Annotated in this window: 18 protein-coding genes, 2 pseudogenes and 1 riboswitch; of the genes and pseudogenes, 14 read left to right on the top strand and 6 right to left on the bottom strand. The window is 34.1% G+C overall.

Annotated features, from left to right (window positions below; translation table 11 throughout):
- Positions 1-42 precede the first annotated feature (42 nt).
- The 12 genes from RMO83_RS02990 (at position 43) to meaB (ending at position 13,770) form a co-directional block, all read left to right on the top strand.
- Positions 43-804: a DUF4129 domain-containing protein gene (locus RMO83_RS02990; protein WP_310558188.1), complete on the top strand. Its 762-nt coding sequence runs from the start codon at positions 43-45 to the stop codon at positions 802-804.
- Positions 797-1,996: a DUF4350 domain-containing protein gene (locus RMO83_RS02985; RefSeq protein WP_310558187.1), complete on the top strand. Its 1,200-nt coding sequence runs from the start codon at positions 797-799 to the stop codon at positions 1,994-1,996. The genes RMO83_RS02990 and RMO83_RS02985 overlap by 8 nt, the downstream gene beginning before the upstream one ends.
- 177 nt (positions 1,997-2,173) lie before the next feature.
- Positions 2,174-3,181 carry a MoxR family ATPase gene (locus RMO83_RS02980; RefSeq protein WP_310558186.1) on the top strand — a complete coding sequence of 336 codons (1,008 nt, stop codon included), beginning with the start codon at positions 2,174-2,176 and terminating at the stop codon, positions 3,179-3,181.
- Positions 3,182-3,313: 132 nt separating this feature from the next.
- Positions 3,314-4,645 carry a DUF58 domain-containing protein gene (locus tag RMO83_RS02975; protein WP_310558185.1) on the top strand — a complete coding sequence of 444 codons (1,332 nt, stop codon included), beginning with the start codon at positions 3,314-3,316 and terminating at the stop codon, positions 4,643-4,645.
- Between the two features lie 228 nt (positions 4,646-4,873).
- Entirely contained in the window at positions 4,874-5,659 is a 786-nt protein-coding gene (locus RMO83_RS02970; protein ID WP_310558184.1) for an RNA methyltransferase, read from the top strand.
- A gap of 30 nt (positions 5,660-5,689) precedes the next feature.
- On the top strand, positions 5,690-5,857 hold the full coding sequence (locus RMO83_RS02965; RefSeq protein WP_310558183.1) for a hypothetical protein: 168 nt from the start codon (positions 5,690-5,692) through the stop codon (positions 5,855-5,857).
- Between the two features lie 9 nt (positions 5,858-5,866).
- Positions 5,867-7,243, top strand: a complete 1,377-nt coding sequence (locus RMO83_RS02960; protein WP_310558182.1) for a serine hydrolase — start codon at positions 5,867-5,869, stop codon at positions 7,241-7,243.
- A gap of 664 nt (positions 7,244-7,907) precedes the next feature.
- Positions 7,908-10,127 (top strand): RelA/SpoT family protein, encoded by a 2,220-nt coding sequence (locus tag RMO83_RS02955; protein ID WP_310558181.1) that lies wholly within the window; start codon positions 7,908-7,910, stop codon positions 10,125-10,127.
- A gap of 96 nt (positions 10,128-10,223) precedes the next feature.
- On the top strand, positions 10,224-10,691 hold the full coding sequence (locus tag RMO83_RS02950) for a transcriptional repressor (protein ID WP_310558180.1): 468 nt from the start codon (positions 10,224-10,226) through the stop codon (positions 10,689-10,691).
- Between the two features lie 18 nt (positions 10,692-10,709).
- Entirely contained in the window at positions 10,710-11,981 is a 1,272-nt protein-coding gene (locus tag RMO83_RS02945; protein WP_310558179.1) for an adenylosuccinate synthase, read from the top strand.
- A 53-nt stretch (positions 11,982-12,034) separates the two neighbouring features.
- Positions 12,035-12,619 carry a GDP-mannose pyrophosphatase NudK gene (gene nudK / locus RMO83_RS02940; protein WP_310558178.1) on the top strand — a complete coding sequence of 195 codons (585 nt, stop codon included), beginning with the start codon at positions 12,035-12,037 and terminating at the stop codon, positions 12,617-12,619.
- 56 nt (positions 12,620-12,675) lie between these two features.
- Positions 12,676-13,770 carry a methylmalonyl Co-A mutase-associated GTPase MeaB gene (meaB, locus tag RMO83_RS02935; protein WP_310558177.1) on the top strand — a complete coding sequence of 365 codons (1,095 nt, stop codon included), beginning with the start codon at positions 12,676-12,678 and terminating at the stop codon, positions 13,768-13,770.
- 105 nt (positions 13,771-13,875) lie between these two features.
- Here the strand turns inward: meaB and RMO83_RS02930 are convergent, their stop codons facing one another.
- The 5 genes and pseudogenes from RMO83_RS02930 to RMO83_RS02910 all read right to left on the bottom strand — a co-directional run bounded on the left by RMO83_RS02930 (position 13,876) and on the right by RMO83_RS02910 (position 18,411).
- Positions 13,876-14,658 carry an ABC transporter ATP-binding protein gene (locus RMO83_RS02930; protein WP_310558176.1) on the bottom strand — a complete coding sequence of 261 codons (783 nt, stop codon included), beginning with the start codon at positions 14,656-14,658 and terminating at the stop codon, positions 13,876-13,878.
- A gap of 104 nt (positions 14,659-14,762) precedes the next feature.
- Positions 14,763-15,071: pseudogene (locus RMO83_RS02925) on the bottom strand (GxxExxY protein); the annotation flags it as partial.
- Positions 15,072-15,312: 241 nt separating this feature from the next.
- Positions 15,313-16,344, bottom strand: a complete 1,032-nt coding sequence (locus RMO83_RS02920) for an iron ABC transporter permease (RefSeq protein ID WP_310558175.1) — start codon at positions 16,342-16,344, stop codon at positions 15,313-15,315.
- Position 16,345: 1 nt separating this feature from the next.
- A complete protein-coding gene (locus RMO83_RS02915; protein WP_310558174.1) occupies positions 16,346-17,488 on the bottom strand; it encodes an ABC transporter substrate-binding protein in 1,143 nt (380 codons plus the stop codon).
- Between the two features lie 56 nt (positions 17,489-17,544).
- Positions 17,545-18,411 (bottom strand): T9SS type A sorting domain-containing protein, encoded by an 867-nt coding sequence (locus tag RMO83_RS02910; protein WP_310558173.1) that lies wholly within the window; start codon positions 18,409-18,411, stop codon positions 17,545-17,547.
- Between the two features lie 66 nt (positions 18,412-18,477).
- A riboswitch (cobalamin riboswitch) is annotated at positions 18,478-18,816 on the top strand.
- A gap of 30 nt (positions 18,817-18,846) precedes the next feature.
- Here RMO83_RS02910 and RMO83_RS02905 point away from each other — a divergent pair.
- Together RMO83_RS02905 and RMO83_RS02900 are read left to right on the top strand one after the other, a co-directional pair.
- Positions 18,847-20,676 carry a TonB-dependent receptor domain-containing protein gene (locus RMO83_RS02905; protein WP_310558172.1) on the top strand — a complete coding sequence of 610 codons (1,830 nt, stop codon included), beginning with the start codon at positions 18,847-18,849 and terminating at the stop codon, positions 20,674-20,676.
- Positions 20,677-20,680: 4 nt separating this feature from the next.
- Positions 20,681-21,748, top strand: a complete 1,068-nt coding sequence (locus RMO83_RS02900; RefSeq protein ID WP_310558171.1) for a DUF5074 domain-containing protein — start codon at positions 20,681-20,683, stop codon at positions 21,746-21,748.
- A 182-nt stretch (positions 21,749-21,930) separates the two neighbouring features.
- Here RMO83_RS02900 and RMO83_RS02895 read toward each other — a convergent pair.
- Positions 21,931-22,032, bottom strand: a pseudogene (locus tag RMO83_RS02895) (50S ribosomal protein L20); the annotation flags it as partial.

Raw genomic sequence — 22,032 nt, 5'->3', positions numbered from 1 at the left:
AGTCTTTTGCGCAAATTAATTCAAAAACTATTTCGTCAACCATTGAATAAATTCCTAATTATACTACTTTTTTTCTTTAGTTCCAATATTGGAGCCCAAGACTCGTTGGCTGTAGCCAAAAAAGGAAAAATCGTTTTTACCGAAAAAGATATTGCTATCGATTCGGCTTTTGTTGTATTGAAACCTTTTGCCAAAAATTTCAAAAAGAAGTACACCGACCCATCATTTATCTACGAATTTAAAACACCAGAGAAAAATGCTTGGGATCGTTTTAAAGAATGGCTGGCTAATTTTTTTAAAAATTTATTCAGTTTTAACGATAGCAAATCGGCTGTTAATTTTGTGGAAATTTTGCTCAGAACTATCGCCATTCTTATTGTCGTAGCGGTAATTTATATGATTGTAAAAGCCATAATGAACAAAGAAGGACAATGGATTTTTGGCAAAAACTCCGATAGAAAAATCATTAATTATGACGAAATTGAGAAAAACCTGCATTTGGTTGACTTCGAAAAACTGATTCAAAAAAGTCTAGAATCTGGCGAAAATAGATTGGCAATTCGCTATTATTACCTTTGGATGCTCAAGAAAATGTCCGAAAAACAAATTATCGAATGGGATGTCGAAAAGACCAACTCCGATTATCTTTATGAAATAAAAAACGAAGCCTTAAAAGAAGATTTTGCCTATTTGTCGTATTTGTACAACAATATTTGGTACGGCGAATTCGAATTGGACGAAGCCACTTTTGCAAAAGCCAGAAACGCTTTCGACAACTCAATAAAAACAATCAACAATGGATAAAACGCTAAAAATCTACATCGCTCTTTTGGTGTTGCTCCTTGTGGCTATTGTTGTAATCGACAGCAATAGCCCGAAACCCATTGATTGGACACCTACTTTTTCTCTCAAAGACAAAATTCCATTCGGAATGCACGTTTTCGATAAAGAAATAGAGTCGCTTTTGAATGGGCAAAAAATCGAAAAATTCAACACGACTCCGTATGAATATTTTGACAGTAAATTTGATTATGACACGCTCGTAAATGATTACCGCATAAAAGGAACATTTCTCAGTATTTCTAAAATTGCAGATTTTGACGCAGCATCCATTACTGAAATCTGTACGTTTGTCAATCACGGAAACGGTGCTTTTATTAGTTCCGAAATGATTCCGAATACCTTGTTGGACAGTTTGAATCTAAAGATGGAAAGCGAATACAAATACTCGGACAGCATCTACAACTGGGTCGCCAACAAAAAATTGGGCAACCAGAAATACAAAATCACCGAAGGAATAAACAACAATTATTTTTCTAAAATCGACACACTAAACACGACAGTTTTAGGTTATCAGAATGGCGATAGTACTAGAGTGAATTTCATAAAAGTGAATTATAAAGGTGGCGTTTTTTACTTACACACTCAACCCGTGGCATTTACCAATTTTCATTTATTGAAGGGAAATCATCACGAATATGCCGAAAAAGTCTTGTCTTATATTATGAAAGGAGACGTTTTTTGGTGCATCAAAGATCAAACTGGCGAAGTGATTTCGGATTCGCCAATGCGTTATATCTTGAGCCAACCCGCGCTAAAATGGGCTTGGTACATTTTCTTGATTGGAATGTTGGTTTTTATATTTTTTAATGCCAAACGAAAACAAAGAATCGTTCCCATCATCAAACCGCTGGCCAACACCACAGTCGATTTTACGAAAACCATCGGGAATTTGTACTATCAAGAAAGCGATCACAACAACATTATCGATAAAAAAATTATCTATTTTCTCGAGAAAGTTCGCAACGAATACTTAATTGAAACCAATAAATTAGATGATGATTTTATCAAAAAACTACATCATAAATCAGGAAAAGATTTAGACGCCATTCAAAATGTAGTATCCTTGATAAACGCCTATCGAAAAAACAACTATATCAGCATCGAAGACGATTTGCTGCAAATTAATAATGCGATAGAAAAAGTGATGAATTAAAAAAATGAAACACATAGAAACATAGATTTTATGCATAAAAAAAGAACACAAAAGGAAATACATTTCTTTCACATAGCTATGTGTATTTATATAAAGTGAAACGCCTTTTTAAATTTTTTAAAATCTATGTTTCTATGTGTTTGAAAAATCAAGCCCAACATTTTAAAACAAAAATATATGGAAGAAATAACAAACTATGAAAATCAAACTGAAAACGTAAATTTTCAATCTCGAATCAATTTAGAACCGCTTTTGGAAAGCATCAATACCATCAAACAGGAATTGGGAACTGTTATCGTGGGGCAAAGCAAAATGATTGATCAATTGCTGGTCGCTATTTTGTCCAACGGTCACGTTTTGCTGGAAGGTGTTCCGGGTGTTGCCAAAACGATTACAGCAAAATTGTTGTCTAAAACCTTGAACATTGGCTTCAGCCGAATTCAATTCACACCAGATTTGATGCCTTCGGACATTTTGGGAACTTCGGTTTTCGACTTGAAAAAATCAGAATTTGAATTCAAAAAAGGACCCGTTTTTTCCAACTTGATATTGATTGACGAAATCAATCGCGCGCCTGCCAAAACCCAAGCCGCTCTTTTTGAAGTAATGGAGGAGCGCCAAATCACCATCGATGGTAAAACTTATATTTTGGATACGCCTTTTCTAGTAATTGCCACTCAAAACCCAATTGAACAAGAAGGAACCTATCGTTTGCCCGAAGCCCAATTAGACCGTTTTCTGTTCAAAATCTCCATTGATTATCCAAAAATGGACGAGGAAATCCTGATTATCCAAAGAGAACATTTACTCCAAAACCAAGGAAAACTCGACAACATCAAAACGGTGCTTTCGTCGGAGGAAATCAAGCAATATCAAGCCTTAGTCAAACAAATTATCGTCGAGCAAAACCTACTGGAATACATTGCGAAAATCGTAATCAATACACGTGAAAATGCCTTTTTGTATCTCGGCGCTTCGCCTCGTGCTTCGATTGCGATTTTGAATGCTGCCAAAGGTTTTGCCGCTATTCGAGGACGTGATTTCGTAACGCCGGAGGACATCAAAGAAGCCGCCATTCCTGTGTTGCAACATCGTGTTATCGTGACTCCGGAACGTGAAATGGAAGGCATTACGAGTATTGAAATCATCAAACAGATATTGGAAAGTGTGGAGATTCCGAGGTAAAAATGGCACACGGATTAGACGGATTGAACGGATTAGCAAAGATTTAAAACTATTCAATTCAAAAAATCAGCGTAAATCCGTTTAATCAGTTAAATCCGTGGCTAAAAATTAAGTTTCCAGATTATAAAAATTATGAAACTACTAAAAAGTTTATACATCAACAATTTCTTTTTCTATGCGCTTTTGGGCGTGGTGGGATTGTTTGTTTTGGCATTCATATTTCCCGCATTGTACAACGCCACTTGGTATGTTGTATTGATTTTATTGACTTTTTTGGTTTTGGATGTCCTGATTTTGTTTTTTACCAAAAACGGCATCGAAGGCAGTCGAATGATGCCCGAAAAATTATCCAATGGCGATGAAAACGAAATAAGAGTTGGCATCAAAAATTATTATACTTTCCCGATTTCTGTCAAAATAATTGATGAAATTCCTTTTCAGTTTCAGGTTCGTAATTTTAATATCAAGCAAAAAATCAAGGCTTCTTCGGAAAAAGAAATTCAATATTATTTGCGACCAACGGAGCGTGGCGAATATGTTTTCGGAAATTTGAATGTATATGTTTCTTCGCCTTTGTTTTTAATTTCAAGACGATTTCAATTCGACAAGGAGAGAATGGTGCCCACTTATCCTTCGTACATTCAGTTACGAAAATACAGTTTGATGGCTTTTTCAAACAATTTGTTTCAATACGGCATCAAAAAAATCAGGAGAATTGGGCACACAATGGAGTTTGAACAAATCAAGGAATACAATCAAGGCGACGACGTTAGAACCTTGAATTGGAAAGCCACCGCCAAGAAAAACGCTTTGATGGTCAATCAATTTCAGGACGAAAAATCGCAATCGGTTTATATGATTATCGATAAAGGCCGTGTGATGAAAATGCCTTTCAACGGTTTGAGTTTACTGGATTATGCCATCAACGCCACTTTGGTTTTGTCGAATGTTATTTTGAAGAAACAAGACAAAGCGGGACTATTTGCCTTTTCGAAAAAAGTAGAAAACCGTGTTTTTTCCGAAAGGCGCGCTTCGCAAATGCACAAAATTCTGGAAACCTTGTACAACATCAAAACTGATTTTTTTGAAAGTGATTTCAGCCGTTTGTACACCGATATCAAGAAAAATATTAATCAAAGAAGTTTGATTATTTTGTACACCAATTTCGAAACTATGGATGCTTTGCATCGGCAACTTCCCTATTTGAAAGGAATTGCCAAAAACCATCTGTTGGTTGTGGTTTTCTTCCAAAATACTGAATTGAATGAACTCATCAACAAAAAAGCTGAGAATATTCAAGAAGTCTATGACAAAGTAATCGCCGAGAAATTTTCTTTCGAAAAACGATTAATTGTCAACGAACTCAAGAAATACGGAATTTATTCGGTGCTTACCCAACCCGAAAACCTAACTTTGGACACGATTAATAAATATTTAGAAATTAAGGCGAGAGGGATTTTGTAATTTTAGATTTCAGAGTTTTGATTGTAGATTAACCCTTTTCACTCCCTATTGTCAACTCCCTTTGTCACGCTGGAAGCGTCTCAAAGCACAAGAGCAAAATGACTGAGACGCTTCCAGCGTGACAAATAGCAAGAATAGTAGATTGAAGATTTTTGGAATTTGGAATTTGAAGATTGGAATTTACAAAAAGGTGGTAACTTTGTTTCTTCAAACTTTTCAGTTCAAAAAATGAAACAAATTGCTTCGGTTCAAAACCCATTTATAAAATCCTTGCTGCTTTTACAAGAAAAAGCCAAAGCCCGAAAACAATCGGGTACTTTTTTGATTGAAGGCAAAAGAGAAATTGAAATCGCGATGAAAGGCGGTTACGAAATGGAAACGATTTTGTTTTTACCCGAATTACTCTCGGAAACGGATGTGAATAAACTTTCTAAAACTGCTGATTTAATAGAAATCTCGAAAGACGTTTATCAAAAACTGGCGTATCGCGATACCACCGAAGGCATTTTGGCTGTAGCCAAAACCAAATCCTTGCAATTATCGGATTTAAAATTATCCAAAAATCCATTAATTCTTGTCGCTGAAGCTCCTGAAAAACCGGGGAACATTGGCGCTTTACTGCGAACTTCCGATGCTGCGCATTTGGATGCGGTGATTATTGCTAATCCCAAAAGTGATTTATACAATCCCAATATTGTTCGCTCCAGCGTAGGTTGTTTATTTACTAACCAAATTGCAACAGGAACTACAACCGAAATTATTGCTTTTTTAAAAGAGCAAAAAATTGACATTTATTGCGCCACTTTACAGAACTCGACTTCCTATCATACCCAAGATTACACAACGCCAACGGCATTGGTTGTAGGTACAGAAGCCACTGGATTGACTCAAGAATGGCGAGATGCCGCCACACAAAACATCATCATCCCGATGCAAGGAGAAATCGACAGTATGAATGTTTCGGTTGCTGCAGCAATATTAATATTTGAAGCCAAAAGACAGAGAGGTTTTTAAATTAAATTACGAATTAAAAAATTACGAATTATGAATTACAAGTTAATAATTGCCATACTGATTTTATTATGTTTCGATGCAAACGCACAAATAAGCGAGAAACAAGTTGACGAATTAGTCGAAAATACCCTAAAAAGTTTTAACGTTCCCGGAATTGCCGTGGCGATTGTTAAAGACGGAAAAGTAGTGCTTTCTTAAGGTTACGGAGTGAAATCTATACTGACTAAAGAAAAAGTAGATGATAATACCTTGTTCGGAATTGCCTCTAATAGCAAAGCTTTTACCACTGCTGCTTTGGCGATGTTAGTCGATGAAAAAAAAATGAATTGGGATGATAAAGTGATAGACTATCTTCCTGATTTCAAAATGTACAACGACTATGTAACCACTGAATTTACCATTCGGGATTTAGTGACACACCGCAGCGGATTAGGTCTTGGCGGTGGCGATTTGATGATTTGGCCAGACGGAAGCGACTTCAAAGCGACTGATATTATTCGTAACTTACAGTATTTAAAACCTGTTTCTGCTTTTAGAACCAAATACGATTACGACAATTTATTGTATATCGTGGCTGGCGAAGTAATTGCAAAAGTAAGTGGAAAATCTTGGTGTGATTTCATCGAAGAACGCATTATGAAACCTTTGGAAATGAATAATAGTGCCGCTTCTTTTGTTCGGCTAAAAGACTCTACCAATATTATTGCTCCTCACGTTCCAACGGACGGGAAACTTAAAATAATTTCACGTTATAAAAATCAAGCGTTCGATGCGGCAGCAGGAATTTATTCGAGTGTAAACGATTTAAGCAAATGGATGATTTTGCAATTGCAAAACGGAAAATACGGTTCGGAAAAACAATATCAATTATTTTCTACAAAACAACAAAACGAAATGTGGCAAATGCAAACCATCATTCCTGCCAACACAAGACCACCTTATAATACGCACTTTAGCGGTTATGGATTGGGTTGGTTTTTAAGTGATGTCAAAGGCTACAAACAAGTAACACACACAGGAGGACTCGAAGGAATTGTGACTCAAACCACTTTGTTTCCAGAACTCAATTTAGGAATTGTGGTGCTGACCAATCAGCAATCAGGAGCAGCTTTTACAGCCATTACCAATACAATTAAAGACAGTTATCTCGATATTCCGTACACTAATTATGTGGAAATTTATAGCAAACGGGAAAAGGACAACATTGCCGATGCTGATAAAACCACCACAGAAGTTTGGGCTACCGTTACCAAAAACTTGAAAGACAAACTGAAAATCGATAATAAAAAATACACAGGTTTGTATGTTGATAATTGGTTTGGCCAAATTGAACTTTACGAAAAGAAAGGAAAATTGTTTTTTAAATCTATTCGTTCTCCGCAACTAGCCGGCGAAGTTTTCTTCTACAAAGACCGTGCATTTACCGTAAAATGGAATACTCGAAGTTTCAATGCTGATGCATTTTTGCTATTTGAAGTGGATGAAAATGGAGAATCAATTGGACTAAAAATGAAACCCATTTCAGATTTAACAGACTTTAGTTATGATTTTCAAGATTTGGATTTTGTTAGAGTAAGAGAATAGCTTTTGACATCACCTCCAAGAGAAACTTTTAAAAAGGCTCACAAATCTGAGTATTTACCCTAATATGTATATATAAATGGTTGTATTACTAGGTAAAATACATACTTTTATATACATAAAACATAGCATTGCTATGTAAAATACATACTTGTATATACATAAAAAATAGCATTGCTAGGTAAAATACATATTTTTATTTACATAAAACATAGCATTGCTAGATAAAATACATACTTGTATAAACATAAAAAATAGCATTGCTATGTAAAATACATATTTTTATTTACATAAAAAATAGCATTTCTAGATAAAATACATACTTGTTTACATATAAAACATAGCATTGCTAGATAAATTACCTAGCAATGCTATGTTTTATATATAGTTATTTGCTTCAAAATAATAATATAATTAATCTAGAACAGCATTAATAGAGAAAACTGAAAGTTTTTAATAGTAATAGTTTGAAACAAATTTAAAATTCTTTAGAATATTACTTTTTCATTTGCAATCATTTTGTTGAGATATCAAGAAAAAATCCTTGCAGTTGAAAGTATATATGAAAAAAGAAAAATAAAAATTCAATCCTTTAAACTTTCTTTAAATCCTTGCTTACTATTTGTAATAAAAATTTCGTATTTTTAAAAAATCAATTAATACAATAATGTTAGAAATAGATTTTGAAAAGGAAAACAAAGCAATTGCTCACGAATACAAAGAGTTACTCCGGATAAGTTACCAAACTTTAACTCCCGAAGACAAAAAACTCATTCGCAAAGCATTTGACGTTGCTATGGATGCGCACAAAGATCAGCGCAGAAAATCTGGAGAAGCTTACTTTTTCCATCCTATTGCCGTGGCCAAAATTGTGGCTTCGGAAATAGGATTAGGAGCCACTGCCATTGCCGCTTCATTACTCCATGATGTGGTCGAAGATACTCCTATAACAATTGAAGATATCGAAAAAATGTTCGGTTCAAAAGTAGCCCAACTAGTAGAGGGCTTGACTAAAATTTCGATTGTTCAAAAGGAAATGAATGTATCGATGCAAGCCGAAAATTTTCGAAAAATGCTTTTTACTCTTAATGATGATGTACGAGTAATTCTGATAAAAATAGCCGATAGATTGCACAACATGCAAACTTTGGATAATATGGAAGACCAGAAGCAGATAAAAATTGCTTCCGAAACCTTATATATATACGCACCACTAGCCCATCGATTAGGACTATATAAAATAAAAAATAAGCTAGAAGATTTAGGACTAAAATATACCGAACCAATTATTTACAAAGACATTGTAAGTAAAATAAAGGAAACCAAAGAGGAGCAAGACGCCTATATAAAAGATATTTCTGATATTCTAACAAAAGCATTAGACGAAGAAAAACTAGATTACATCATCAAGGGAAGACCAAAATCTATCTACTCTATTTATAGAAAAATGAAAGCTCAAGGTGTAAGTTTTGATGAAGTTTATGACAAATTCGCCTTGCGAATTGTTTACCAATCATCCCCTCACGAAGAAAAATTCTTAGCTTGGAAGATCTATTCTATTGTTACAGATTATTATAGACCAAGCCCTAGTCGTTTAAGAGACTGGATATCATCACCAAAAACGACAGGCTACGAAGCACTGCACATTACAGTAATGGGACCAAAAGGACGCTGGGTCGAAGTACAAGTTCGAAGCGAACGAATGGATGAAATTGCTGAAAAAGGATATGCAGCGCATTACAAATACAAACAAGGAGGTTCTGAAGAAAGTGGATTAGACATTTGGCTCAATCTGCTAAAAGAAGCCTTAGAAAATCCGGAAACGAATGCAGTAGATTTTGTTGAAGATTTCAAAATGAATTTATATTCAAAAGAAATCTTTGTTTTTACTCCAAAAGGAGAAATAAAATCATTGCCAAAAGGTGCGACTTCACTTGATTTTGCTTTTAGTATTCACTCCGAAGTGGGAATTCGGACGAGAGGAACACGTGTCAACGGCAAATTAGTTCCTTTGAATCACGAATTAAAAAGTGGCGATCAAATAGAAATTATCACCTCGCAATACCAAAAACCAACGATTAACTGGCTGGATTATGTAACCACTTCGAGAGCAAAAAATAAAATTAAAAACGTTCTAAACGAAAACACTAAAAAAATTGCCGAAGAAGGAAAAGAAATACTCGTTCGAAAACTAAAACACTTAAAAATTACTTTGAGCGAATCGGTCGTGAACGAGTTAGTGAATTTCTTCAAATTAAAAACAAGTCTAGATTTGTTTTATCGTGTAGGTGTTGGAGCCATCGAAAATCATCAATTAAAGGATTACGCCTCTCAGAAAAGCAATACTTTTATTAATTTTTTCAAAAACAAAATTAAACGGTCAGCCAGTACTGCAAGTGAAGATATTCACAAACAAGTGCTGCATAGTAATTATGATATGTTGGTTTTTGGCGCAGACCAAGATAAATTGGATTATAAATTATCAACGTGCTGCAATCCTATTCCAGGCGACGAAGTTTTTGGTTTTATCACTATAAATGAAGGAATTAAAGTGCACAAAAGAGATTGCCCAAATTCAATAAGTCTTCAATCGAACTATGCCTATCGCATTATGCAAGCCAAATGGATTGACTCTTCGCAACAAGAATTCAAGGCCATTTTACACATTACTGGCATGGATACTATTGGGCTCACAAACAAACTTACGAAAGTGATTTCGGATAATATGAATGTAAATATTCAAAGCATTTCTTTGAGTGGCGAGGCGGGAATTTTTAACGGACAAATTGCCGTAATTGTTCAAAATAACAATATTTTAAAAAAATTAATTGATAATATCAAACAAATAGATGGTGTGGATAAAGTGACACGCGAATATAAAAATTAAGAAATTTTTATAAGTTATGACGGTTATTCATTTACTAGCTAAACTTTTAAACGCTTAAACTTCTAAACTAGAAAATATAATTTATCTTTGCAAGATATGACACAAATTTCAGTTAATAATAACAGTAATCAAGAAATTGTAAAAAATGTTTTTACGAAGTATCTTGAGAACAAAGGACATCGCAAAACGCCTGAGCGATATGCTATACTACAAGAAATATATGACTGTGAGGAACATTTTGATATAGAAAATCTATACATCAAAATGAAAAATAAAAACTATCGCGTAAGTCGAGCCACTCTTTATAACACCATTGAACTTTTATTAGAATCAGGTCTAGTTCGGAAACACCAATTTGGACAAAATCAAGCACATTACGAAAAATCGTATTTCGATAAGCAACATGATCACGTTATAATGACTGATACTGGCGAAGTAATCGAGTTTTGCGACCCACGAATTCAAACCATCAAAAAAACAATTGAAGAAATATTCGATATTGAAATTACACATCACTCATTGTATTTATACGGAACAAAACGAAATAAAGAAATAACAAACTAACTACAAACTACAAAAGGAATGACCGCAGATTTATTATTAGGATTACAATGGGGAGACGAAGGAAAAGGAAAAATTGTTGATGTACTTACTTCTAAATACGACATCATAGCTCGCTTTCAAGGTGGTCCAAATGCGGGACACACATTAGAATTTGACGGAATTAAACACGTTTTGAGAACTATTCCTTCTGGAATTTTTCATAAAACCGCCATAAACATAATTGGAAATGGTGTAGTTATTGACCCCGTTGTTTTTCAAAAAGAAATTGAAGGATTGGCTAAATTTAATATGGATATCAAATCCAAATTAATCATTTCAAGAAAAGCGCATTTAATTTTACCCACTCACCGTTTGCTTGATGCGGCTTCTGAAGCATCAAAAGGAAAAGCAAAAATTGGTTCTACACTCAAAGGAATTGGTCCAACTTATATGGACAAAACCGGAAGAAACGGAATCCGCGTGGGCGATATTGAATTAGAGGATTTCAATGAAAGATACCGCGCATTAGCAAACAAGCACGAAGAAATGATCAAATTCTACGATGTTGATGTTGAATATAATTTAGAAGAAATGGAAAAAGAATTCTTCGAGGCCATCGAGGAATTAAAACAAATCGAATTTATTGACAGCGAAGAATATATCAACCAAGCGCAGAGAGCTGGAAAATCAATTTTGTGTGAAGGTGCTCAAGGATCATTATTGGATGTAGATTTTGGAACTTATCCTTATGTAACTTCATCCAATACAACTGCTGCTGGCGCTTGTACAGGTTTAGGAATTGCTCCAAACAAAATAAAAGAAGTATACGGAATATTTAAAGCTTATGTAACTCGAGTAGGAAGTGGCCCATTCCCAACAGAACTTTTTGACGAGGATGGAGAAACAATGGCTAGAGTTGGAAATGAATATGGCTCTGTTACTGGCAGAAAACGCCGTTGCGGATGGTTGGATTTAGTAGCTCTAAAATATGCTGTTCAAATCAATGGAGTAACCCAATTGATGATGATGAAAGGCGATATTCTTTCGGGATTTCCTACCCTAAAAGTGTGTACACACTATAATTACAAAGGCAAAGCGATTTCTCATTTTCCTTATAATATTGCAACCGAAAACGTAACTCCAATTTATAAAGAATTGAAAGGGTGGCAGGCTGATTTAACAGAAATGACCTCTTACGACCAATTACCAATAGAGTTAAAGAAATACATCGAATTTATAGAAGCGGCTGTTGAAGTTCCTATAAAGATTGTTTCCGTTGGACCAGACAGAAAGCAAACCATTCTAAAATAAAAATACTGAACGTCTCGATTTATCGGGACGTTTTTTTATAACAATCACACCAAATGAACAACCCAAAAATAAAAATAAAACAAACCGAGTTGCTTTCTGACAATTGGTACATTTTAAATAAGGTTACTTTCGACTTTTTACGTAAAGATGGTGTTTGGATTACCCAAAAAAGAGAAGTGTATGATCGAGGAAATGGAGCCGGAATTTTACTCTATAATCGGTCACAAAAAACAATTATTCTTACCCGACAATTTAGACTTCCAGCTTACCTCAATGGTGATGAAACAGGTATGATGATAGAAGTTTGTGCAGGTCTTCTCGATCAAGATCATCCTGAACAATGCATCATTCGGGAAACCGAAGAAGAAACAGGTTATCGCATAAAATCAGTTAAAAAAATTCTGGAAACTTTTGTTTCACCCGGAGCCGTAACCGAAATTTTACATCTATTCATTGGCGAATATGATGCTACGATGAAGGTAAACGAAGGCGGAGGATTAGAACACGAACAGGAAGAAATAGAAGTAATTGAAATGACTTTCGCACAAGCGTACAATATGATTGCAACTGGCGATATAAAAGATGCTAAAACCATTATTTTATTGCAATATGCCAAAATAAATAATCTCGTTGGATAGAATTAAGTCGAAGGTATAGTTAAATTTTACTAATTTTACTCAAACGATTATAAGTTTTGGAAAACAAGAAGACAAAACATTCAGCACTACTAGAAAAAGATGGAATTTCGCCGCCCGAAATTATCAATCTAAATGTTGCAGAACAAATTCAAAAATCCAGAAAAATACAACTTTCATCAAAAGTATTAATTGACGGAATTCTATCTGGAAATATTGCTGATTTAAGCAGAGCCATTACTTTGGTCGAAAGTACTAATCCCGACCATTTGGCACGAGCCAATGAAATTATAAATGCTTGTTTACCCTTTGCCAACAAATCGGTAAGAATAGGAATTACAGGTGTGCCTGGTGTTGGAAAAAGTACTTTTATCGAAGCTTTTGGTAAACATTTGACTTCTTTAGGAAAAAAAGTAGCTGTTTTAGCCGTTGATCCTAGCAGTAGTATATCACGCGGAAGTATTTTAGGCGACAAAACCCGAATGGAAGAATTGGTAAAAGACCCGAATGCCTACATTAGACCTTCGGCATCAGGAGAAACTTTAGGTGGTGTTGCGCGAAAAACCAGAGAAACCATCACCCTCTGCGAAGCGGCCGCATTTGACACCATTCTCATTGAAACTGTGGGCGTTGGGCAAAGTGAAATAGCAGTTCATAGCATGGTCGATTTCTTTTTACTATTGAAGATTTCTGGTGCAGGCGACGAATTGCAAGGCATCAAACGTGGCATTATGGAAATGACCGATGCTATCATTATCAACAAAGCCGATGGCGATAATATCAAGAAAGCACATTTGACAAAAGCCGAATTCAATCGTGCTCTGCATTTATTTCCTGCCAAAAAATCAGGTTGGACACCACAAACTTCAACTTGTAGTTCCTTGACTCAGGACGGAATTGCGGAAGTTTGGGTCACAATTGAGAAGTTTCTAACTCTAACAAAAACGAATAATTATTTCTTTGAAAAACGAAACGAGCAAAATCAATATTGGATGTTGGAAACCATTAACGAACAATTGAAAACTAATTTTTACAACCATCCTGAAATCCAAAAACTTCTTGAATTAGCTAAAAAATCAGTACAAAACAATGAAATATCTCCATTTGTCGCAGCTCAAGAATTACTAAATACTTATCAAAAAAATAAGAAATAAAAAAATAATTTTGATTTAAAGCTGGTTTTATCCCTTTTTGTCTGTCGCTATTTCTGATTCGTTAGTACGCCACAAAATTTATTTTTAAGGCTATTCAATTGAATATTAAGAAATCACAAACTTCCCTTTTTCACTATCAAAAACTATATGTTCGTCTTTGAACAAGTTGTTGAAACTTCCTTTCATAATTAAATTGCAAGGTTGGTCTTGAACCGTGTTTTCGGGAGTCATAATAATCATTTCGTCGCTTAATTGTATTGCCATATCAATATCGTGAGTCGAAAACAGAATACACTTTCCGGTTTCTTGCGTGAGTTTTTTTAGAAGTTTAAAAAGCACCACTTTATGCAATAAGTCCAAGTGGGTTGTGGGTTCATCTAAAATAATTAACGGAGTGTCTTGTGCCAACGCTCTTGCAATCAAAACGATTTGCAACTGTCCATCGCTGATTTCGTAATGTCTTTTGGATATCAAATGACCAATTTGTGTCAGTTCAATGGCTTCGTTTATTTTTGCAATATCATTTTCGGTTAATGTTCCAATCCAGTTGGTATAAGGTTGTCTTCCCAAGGCGATAAGTTCCCAAACAGTCAAATTACTTGGCGGTAATTTCTCAGTCAAAACAACACTTAAATTTTGTGCCAAAGTTAAATCATTGAGTTCGTGAATGTTCTTTTCATTCAATAAAACGGTTCCAGAAAGAGGTTTCTGGATTCCAGTAATAGTTCTTAAAAACGTTGATTTCCCGATACCATTGGCACCGATTAAGGCAATTAATTTTCCTTCACAAAAATTCAAATTGAGATTTTCGGCAATAGTTACTGACGAGGTTTTAGCTTTGTAGCCAATGCTTAAATTTGAAGTCGAAAGTATGTTTTTATTACTCATTTTTTATTTACAAGCTAAGATTTTAAACGCATAGAAACATAGTTTTTTTTGGAATATGTAAAAGAGTTTATAGTTGAAACTCGTTTCAAACATAGAAAAAGAGTTTACTTTTCGGGTAAGTTTTTAAAATATTCGTTTACAAAAGTTTTCTGACCGTCTTTAAAAATATTAAAACAATTAAAATTAATCAAAATACCTTTAGGTGCTTTTAAAAGTTTCATATAGGTCAAAAGTTGAGCTTCAAATATGGGATTTGGTTGTATTACGGACTTCAATTCTACAACCAAACAATTTTCTATAAATAAATCACATTTAAAATCTACTTTGAGTTCTTTGATTTTATAAACTAGAGGAACTTTCATCTCTGTAGAAAAGTTAATTTTTCTTTGCGCTAATTCTTCTTTTATGCATTGATTATAAACACTTTATAGCAATCCTCTTCCCATTATTTTATGAACTTCAATAGCAGAACCAATAACTTCATACGTTAAATCATCTAAATATTTTTGTGTTATCATATTTTATTCTTTAAAGTAAATAAGCTTAATTTATTTTTCAATTAACTTTCAAACTATGAAAAATCGAAGATTTTGTTTCTATCAACATCTTTCAAAAAACTAGAAAAACTATGTTTCTATGTGTTTAAAATAAATATTAGTTCATCATTTTACGTTTTCGAATTAACAACCAAATTACGATTGGTGCCCCAAAAATTGATGTCACAGCATTAATTGGCAAGGTTAAATCGCTGCCCGGAAGTTGTGAAATACTGTCACAAATTAACATAATTATTGCACCTAAAAGTAAAGTACTCCAGAATAAAATAGTGTGATTACTGGTTTGAAAAAGCAACTTGGCAATATGTGGTACAGCCAATCCAATAAAGGCAATTGGTCCAGCATAAGCAGTGATACTTCCCGCCAAAATACTGGTGGCAAAAATGATAATTAATCGGGTTCTTTTATAATTCATTCCCAGACTTCGAGCATAGTTTTCGCCCAAAAGCAAAGAATTCAAAGGTTTGATACTGACAAGGCTTAAAAGCAAACCAATTGCAACACAAACGGATAAAACTACAATCGACGACCAAGACAAATTTCCCAGATTTCCCATGGACCAAAAAGTGAATTTTTGCAATTGTTCGGCCGTGCTGAAATAAGTGAGTGAACCAATAATAGCACTAGTTAAACTAGCAAACATCAAGCCGACAATCAAGATTGCCATTGTATCGCGCAATCGCTGAGATACGGCTAAAACCGCCAACAAAACTAAAAAACTCCCGAAGCTTGAAGCCACAACAATTCCATAAGAAGAAAGTAAAATAGAAGACAAGCCATTAGGCAAAAAAGCAGCGCCCAAAACAATTGTTGCCACACCTAAACTTGCCCCAGAACTTAATCCCAAAACATCAGGTCCAGCCAATGGATTTCGAAACAAAGTTTGCATTAATAATCCACTGATGGACAATCCCATTCCAACAAGAATGGCAGCAATAGCTTTCGACAATCTATAATTGAGGATAATATAATCCCAGGTTTCTTTGCTTGAATTTCCTCCGGCAAGGCTATTGAAAACGTCTTTTAATGGAATAGAAACTGAACCCAAGCTGATATTCAATAGCAATAGCAAAGCTAATGACACTGTCAAAATGGAGAATAAAGTAATATTACGATTGGTATTGGTCAATTTATTCTAATTTCTGAAAGAAAAAAAGTTTATGATTTGGCAATAATTCCGGATGAAAAATTTTAATCAAATCTTTCAAAACCCAGTCTGGACGTGTGGGAGACCATTCGAAATAAAGGATTCCTCCTTTCGCTCCTTTGTTTACGGCATACGAATATACTTTTTTATTTTTAAATGCGGTAAACTGATTGTAATGCGGATTGCTATCACTCATTTGTTTCAAAGATGAAAAATCGCCTGGAGCAATCCAGAAATCGGCATTTTTTGCTTTTTCTAAAATGGTTTCAAAAGGCACAGCCAAACTACCATTTCCTTTGGTGTCGGCCCATAAATAATTAGATTGAGCGTCTTTTAAAAACAGCGAAGCCCAACTCTCGCCTTGCGGAACATACCATTGTTCTTGGTACATTGCACCACAAAGAACAGAAGGTTTAGCTGTTGCTTTTTGGGCTAGAGCCAAAGTAGTATTGTATTCTTTTTCAATTTCCGTAAAGATGGCATCTGCCTTGGAATCCAATCCATACAATGCACCAAAAAACTTAATCCATTCGGCTTTTCCCAATGGAGATTGTTCCGTCCAATCGCCGTTGAGTAGTACTTTTAGACCACTTTTTTGAAGATTGTCTAAGGTTGGATTGCTATTATTTAAACCAAAACTAACAATTACATCCGGCTTCATATCGATTAAAACTTCCGTATTCAGATTTTCATTGACTCCCACTTCACGAACTTTTCCAGCGTCAATTCGCTTTCTAGTTTTAACTGAAGAAATATAATCCGTGTTTGGAAAACCAGTCAAAGTATTTTCGACTCCCAATAATTCCAAAGCCGGAATGTGTGTCGTTGAAGTCACAACAATCGATTTTATGGGAATCGGAATGACTATAAATTGCTTTAAACTATCTGGTATTATTCCATTTTTTTCTTGAAGAATATAGGTAAAACTTGCTGCGGCATTTGGCCAAGGATTCGTTATTTTTAGGATGGAAAAACCGTGGTGTTTGTAGATTTCTAAACCTTTGGCATATCGAATTTCGTTTTGTGAAGTTGCAATTTTAATCTTAGAAATGTTGTCGTTTTGTTTGCATCCAATGAAGAAGACTATAACTAAAAAAAAGGCGAAACGAAAAAAAATAGATTTCATAGATACACTTTTGAAAGAAGTGCAAAGGTATATTTATTCTGTTTTAAAAATCGGTTTTATTTTTTTATCAATTTATAACTGCCGTTTTTGCCATTTTCAAATTGAAGTTTTAAGAAATATATGCCAGAAACAAGTTTGGAGGTTTGTTTATCTAAATCTGATTTAGAATTGCTTTTTATTATTTGTTTTCCTGAAACATCAAAAATGGAGTATTCCAAAATATTTTCTGTTGTATTTATTGTAAAACTAGTCGAAAATGGGTTCGGATAAATAGTTTCAATTGAATTAAAGAAACTATCATTTCCAAGATAATAAAATGCTGAGGCATATTCACTAATCTCTATGACACTTTTATAATTGTTTAGAGCAATATTTAATTCTTTATTGTCACAATCACAAACAACGCTATAAGCTTTTGCTATAATTGGAGAGTTACCGCAAGTCGTACACCAACGGTCATAATAGAATACTTTAAAATCTCTAAAAATTTGATTTAATCCATCATCATTTGTGGTGACAATTGAATTGTGAACTCCAATTGGAATACCTAATCCCTCCTTCAAAATCCCCACTAACAGGGCATCTGTAAAAGAACCATAATTTGAAACTACCGCTTTATCAACAACCATTGAATAAAAATTTAAATCATTCACCAATTTGTTTTCGTCGCAATTGCAAGTTATTTCTATCATTTTATCTGCATAAAGACTGTAAGGATGTCCTCCTTTAAAATCATACCTCGTTACGTTGTTAGTTTGTAGAATCGCGTTCAATCCGTCATCATTAGATAATTTTGTGACTCCAAAGTTACTATTGACCACAGGTCTACCGGTCTCCCCTTTAACTAACCGTAAATCAATGACTTGCTGACTATACATTACATTAAAAAAACAATACACTACGATAAGCAATAGTTTAGACATAATTTTAAAATTTAATACATATCAAAGATATGACAATATTTATAATTATAGCTGAAATTTATATTACATTTGCTGCCGTATTGAGGTTGCTGTTTTGTTTTTCGAAACAGCATTAAAAGGGAATCAGGTGAACGATTGCAGATTTTGGATGGGAGTTTTCAGATTGTAACAAATCTTAAATAAAAAATCAGAAATCAAAAATCAGAAATCCTGAGCTGTACCCGCAACTGTAAGCTAGAAAGCTTGTTGTTATCTACAAAACCATTGTTCAATAATTTAGGAATTGGTGATTTGGGAATTAGGATTAAAAAATCCTTAATGAAAAATCCTTAATCCTTAATTAGGAATGAGAAGGTCAACAACAAGACGCAAGCCAGGAGACCTGCCTTTTTTCTTAACGAATATCGAACTTTCGGGAAAAAAGGTTCAGAAGTTATGACTTTAAAAAACTGCTTTGTTTTTTGTTTGCTATTGTTGTGCCAATTTATTTGGGCGCAACAAGATTCTATTATCAAATTAGATGAAGTTTTAATTACTGATGCCCAACTGAAAAAATTCTCTAATTCACAGTCGGTTTTAAAGCTTACAGATTCGGTTATTGCAAACAATAAAACCTCTTTAACAAGTTTACTCAATTACAATTCAGTTATTTATTTTAAAGAAAATGGTCTTGGAATGGTTTCTTCGCCTTCGTTTAGAGGAACGAATGCTTCGCAAACTGCCGTAATTTGGAACGGAATAAATATCAATTCACAATTGAACGGTCAGACTGATTTCAATACCATTTCGGCAAAAGATTTTAATTCAGTAGTAATTCGCGCTGGTGGCGGAAGTGCTATTTATGGCAGTAGCGCCATTGGCGGTAGCATCCATTTGAACAGTGATTTGAGTTTTGTAACTAAATTCGATAATACAGTACAAGTCAATTATGGTAGTTTTAACACACTTGGTGTAAACTATAAAATGCAAGTGGCAACGGATAAATTGAGTTCTCAAGTCAGTATTTCCCGCAATAGTTCGGACAATGATTTTGCGTATTTAGGTACTGATAAACGTAATGAAAACGGACAATTTCACAACAGTAGTTTCAATGTAGATTTTGGTTACAAATTTAATTCAAAAAATGTTGTGAAATTCTACAGCTATTTATTCGAGGGCGATAGACATTTTTCTGGAACACTTGCTGCACCATCAAAAAGCAAGTACGTTGATTTAAACACCCGAAATTTACTAGAATGGGTTGGAAGTTATGGTCAATTCAATTCTAAATTGAAAGTAGCTTTTTTATCGGAAAAATATAAATATTTCGAAAACGCTGCAACCTCAATATTTAATTATGGTGAGGCAAAAACAGCTACTACCAGATATGATCTGTCATATAAAATTAATTCAAAAATAGAACTAAATTCTGTTTTAGATTATACTCAAACTACAGGCTCCGGAAGCGATATAGGCGAAGATAAACGGCAAATAGGTTCTGGTATTTTACTTTTTAAACACAAACCTTTTTCGAAATTTCTCTATGAAATAGCGGTTAGAAAAGAAATCACAACTAATTATGACAGTCCAGTTTTGTATTCTGTAGGTAGTAATTATTCTCCATTTAAATTTTATAAATTAAAATTGAACGGCTCAAGAAATTTTAGAATACCCACGTTCAACGATTTGTATTGGCAAGGAAGTGGCAACACCAATTTAAAACCCGAAAGTTCCTATCAAGCTGAGATTGGTCAAGATTTTAGATTCAAAAACACTACTTTTTCGATAACCAATTATTATATAAAAATTCAAGATTTAATTCAGTGGTCACCCGATTCTAGCGGGAACTGGAGACCAAATAATATCGCCGAAGTAACAACTTACGGTCTAGAAGTTTTATTAAATTACACCAAACGAATAGGTAAAAATCAATTTGATTTTAATGCAACCTATGCCTACACAGTTTCAGAGGATGAGGTAAAAAAGAAACAATTAATCTATGTTCCCTTTCATAAATTCACTGCTTCGTTAGCTTATGCATTTGAAAACTTTAGCGCTCACTATCAATATTTATACAACGGAGAAGTATTCACCTCTTCGGACAACTATTATTCGCTGGATGATTTTTGGGTTTCTAATGTTGGAATCGATTATTATTTTGGCAAAAAGAAACTCCTACAACTAGGTTTTGATGTGGGTAACATTTTTAACAAAAACTATCAAAGTGTTGCCATAAGACCAATGCCAGGTAGGAATTACACAATAAATTTAACCTTTAATTTTTAATACAATGAAATTCAGTAAATTAGTTTTAGTAGCTTTAGTTAGCGCAGTTTTTTTCGGGTCTTGTACAGACGATAACGACAACGATGATGTTCCTTTAGGGAACTATGATAATGGCGCTTTGATTTTGAATGAAGGAGGCTTTGGTAAAGGAAATGCTTCAGTTTCCTATTTATCAGATGATTTTGTTACGCAGCAAAACAATATTTTTTCTCTAGTAAACCCAACTATAACTCTTGGTGATACAGGCCAAGATATAGGTTTCAATGGTGATTTAGCTTTTATCGTTTTGAATGGTTCCAATAAAATTGAAGTGGTAAATCGGTATACAATGAAACAAGTTGCGACCATTTCTGCGGGATTAAGCAATCCGCGATATATTGCGTTTTCTAACGGAAAAGGGTTTGTTACCAATTGGGGTGATGGTGGAAGTCCTTCAGATGATTATGTGGCTGTAGTAAATCTTTCAAACTATTCAACTACTAAAATTGCTGTAGCTGAAGGTCCGGAAAAAATTATTGCTGACAATAATAAATTGTATGTTGCACATAAGGGTGGTTATGGCTTCGGAAGCACAATTTCGGTAATCAATGCAACTACAAATGTTGTATCAACTACCATAAAAGTTGGTGATGTTCCAAATTCGTTAGAAATATCGAATGCCTCGTTGTATGTAATATGTGGAGGAAAACCAAGTTATTCTGGAGCTGAGACTGTCGGCAGTTTTGTGAAAATAAATGTGTCGAATAACACTGTTTCAAGTACAATAAATTTCCCAGCTAAAACACATCCATCCAATTTAGATATTATTAATTCAGATGTTTTTTATACTGTAGATTCAGCTATTTTTAAATCAACTTTATCGGCTACAATAATACCTACGACTCCTTTATTTTCGACAACGGCACAAGGAGTTTATGGAGTTTATAGTTTTGCAGTAAATAATAATAAAATTTATGTTGGTGATGCTGGAGATTACAGCTCCAATGGAAAGATTTATATTTATTCGATAACTGGAACTTTAGAAAAACAATATACAGTAGGTGTTATTCCAGCGGGATTCTATTTTAACTAGAGTATTCGGATTGATAATTTTCAGGATAACTATATAGAAAAAAGGATTTCGTAAAAGGAATCCTTTAAATAGTAATCGAAAATTAATCTTATCTAAATTTTTATTGGCAATAAAAAAAATCCCAATCTTTCAATTGGGATTTTTCTATAAGTAAGTAATCTTAAATTGAGTTGATAAAACGTTTATTTTACTTTATTAAGTATGGCTTTGAAAGCTACTGGGTGATTCATCGCTAAATCGGCAAGAACTTTACGGTTCAATTCGATATTATTAGCTTTGCATTT

The organism is Flavobacterium sp., from assembly GCF_031423415.1.
In the GTDB taxonomy this organism is placed as follows: domain Bacteria; phylum Bacteroidota; class Bacteroidia; order Flavobacteriales; family Flavobacteriaceae; genus Flavobacterium.
This window is presented reverse-complemented; position numbering and strand designations above follow the sequence as displayed.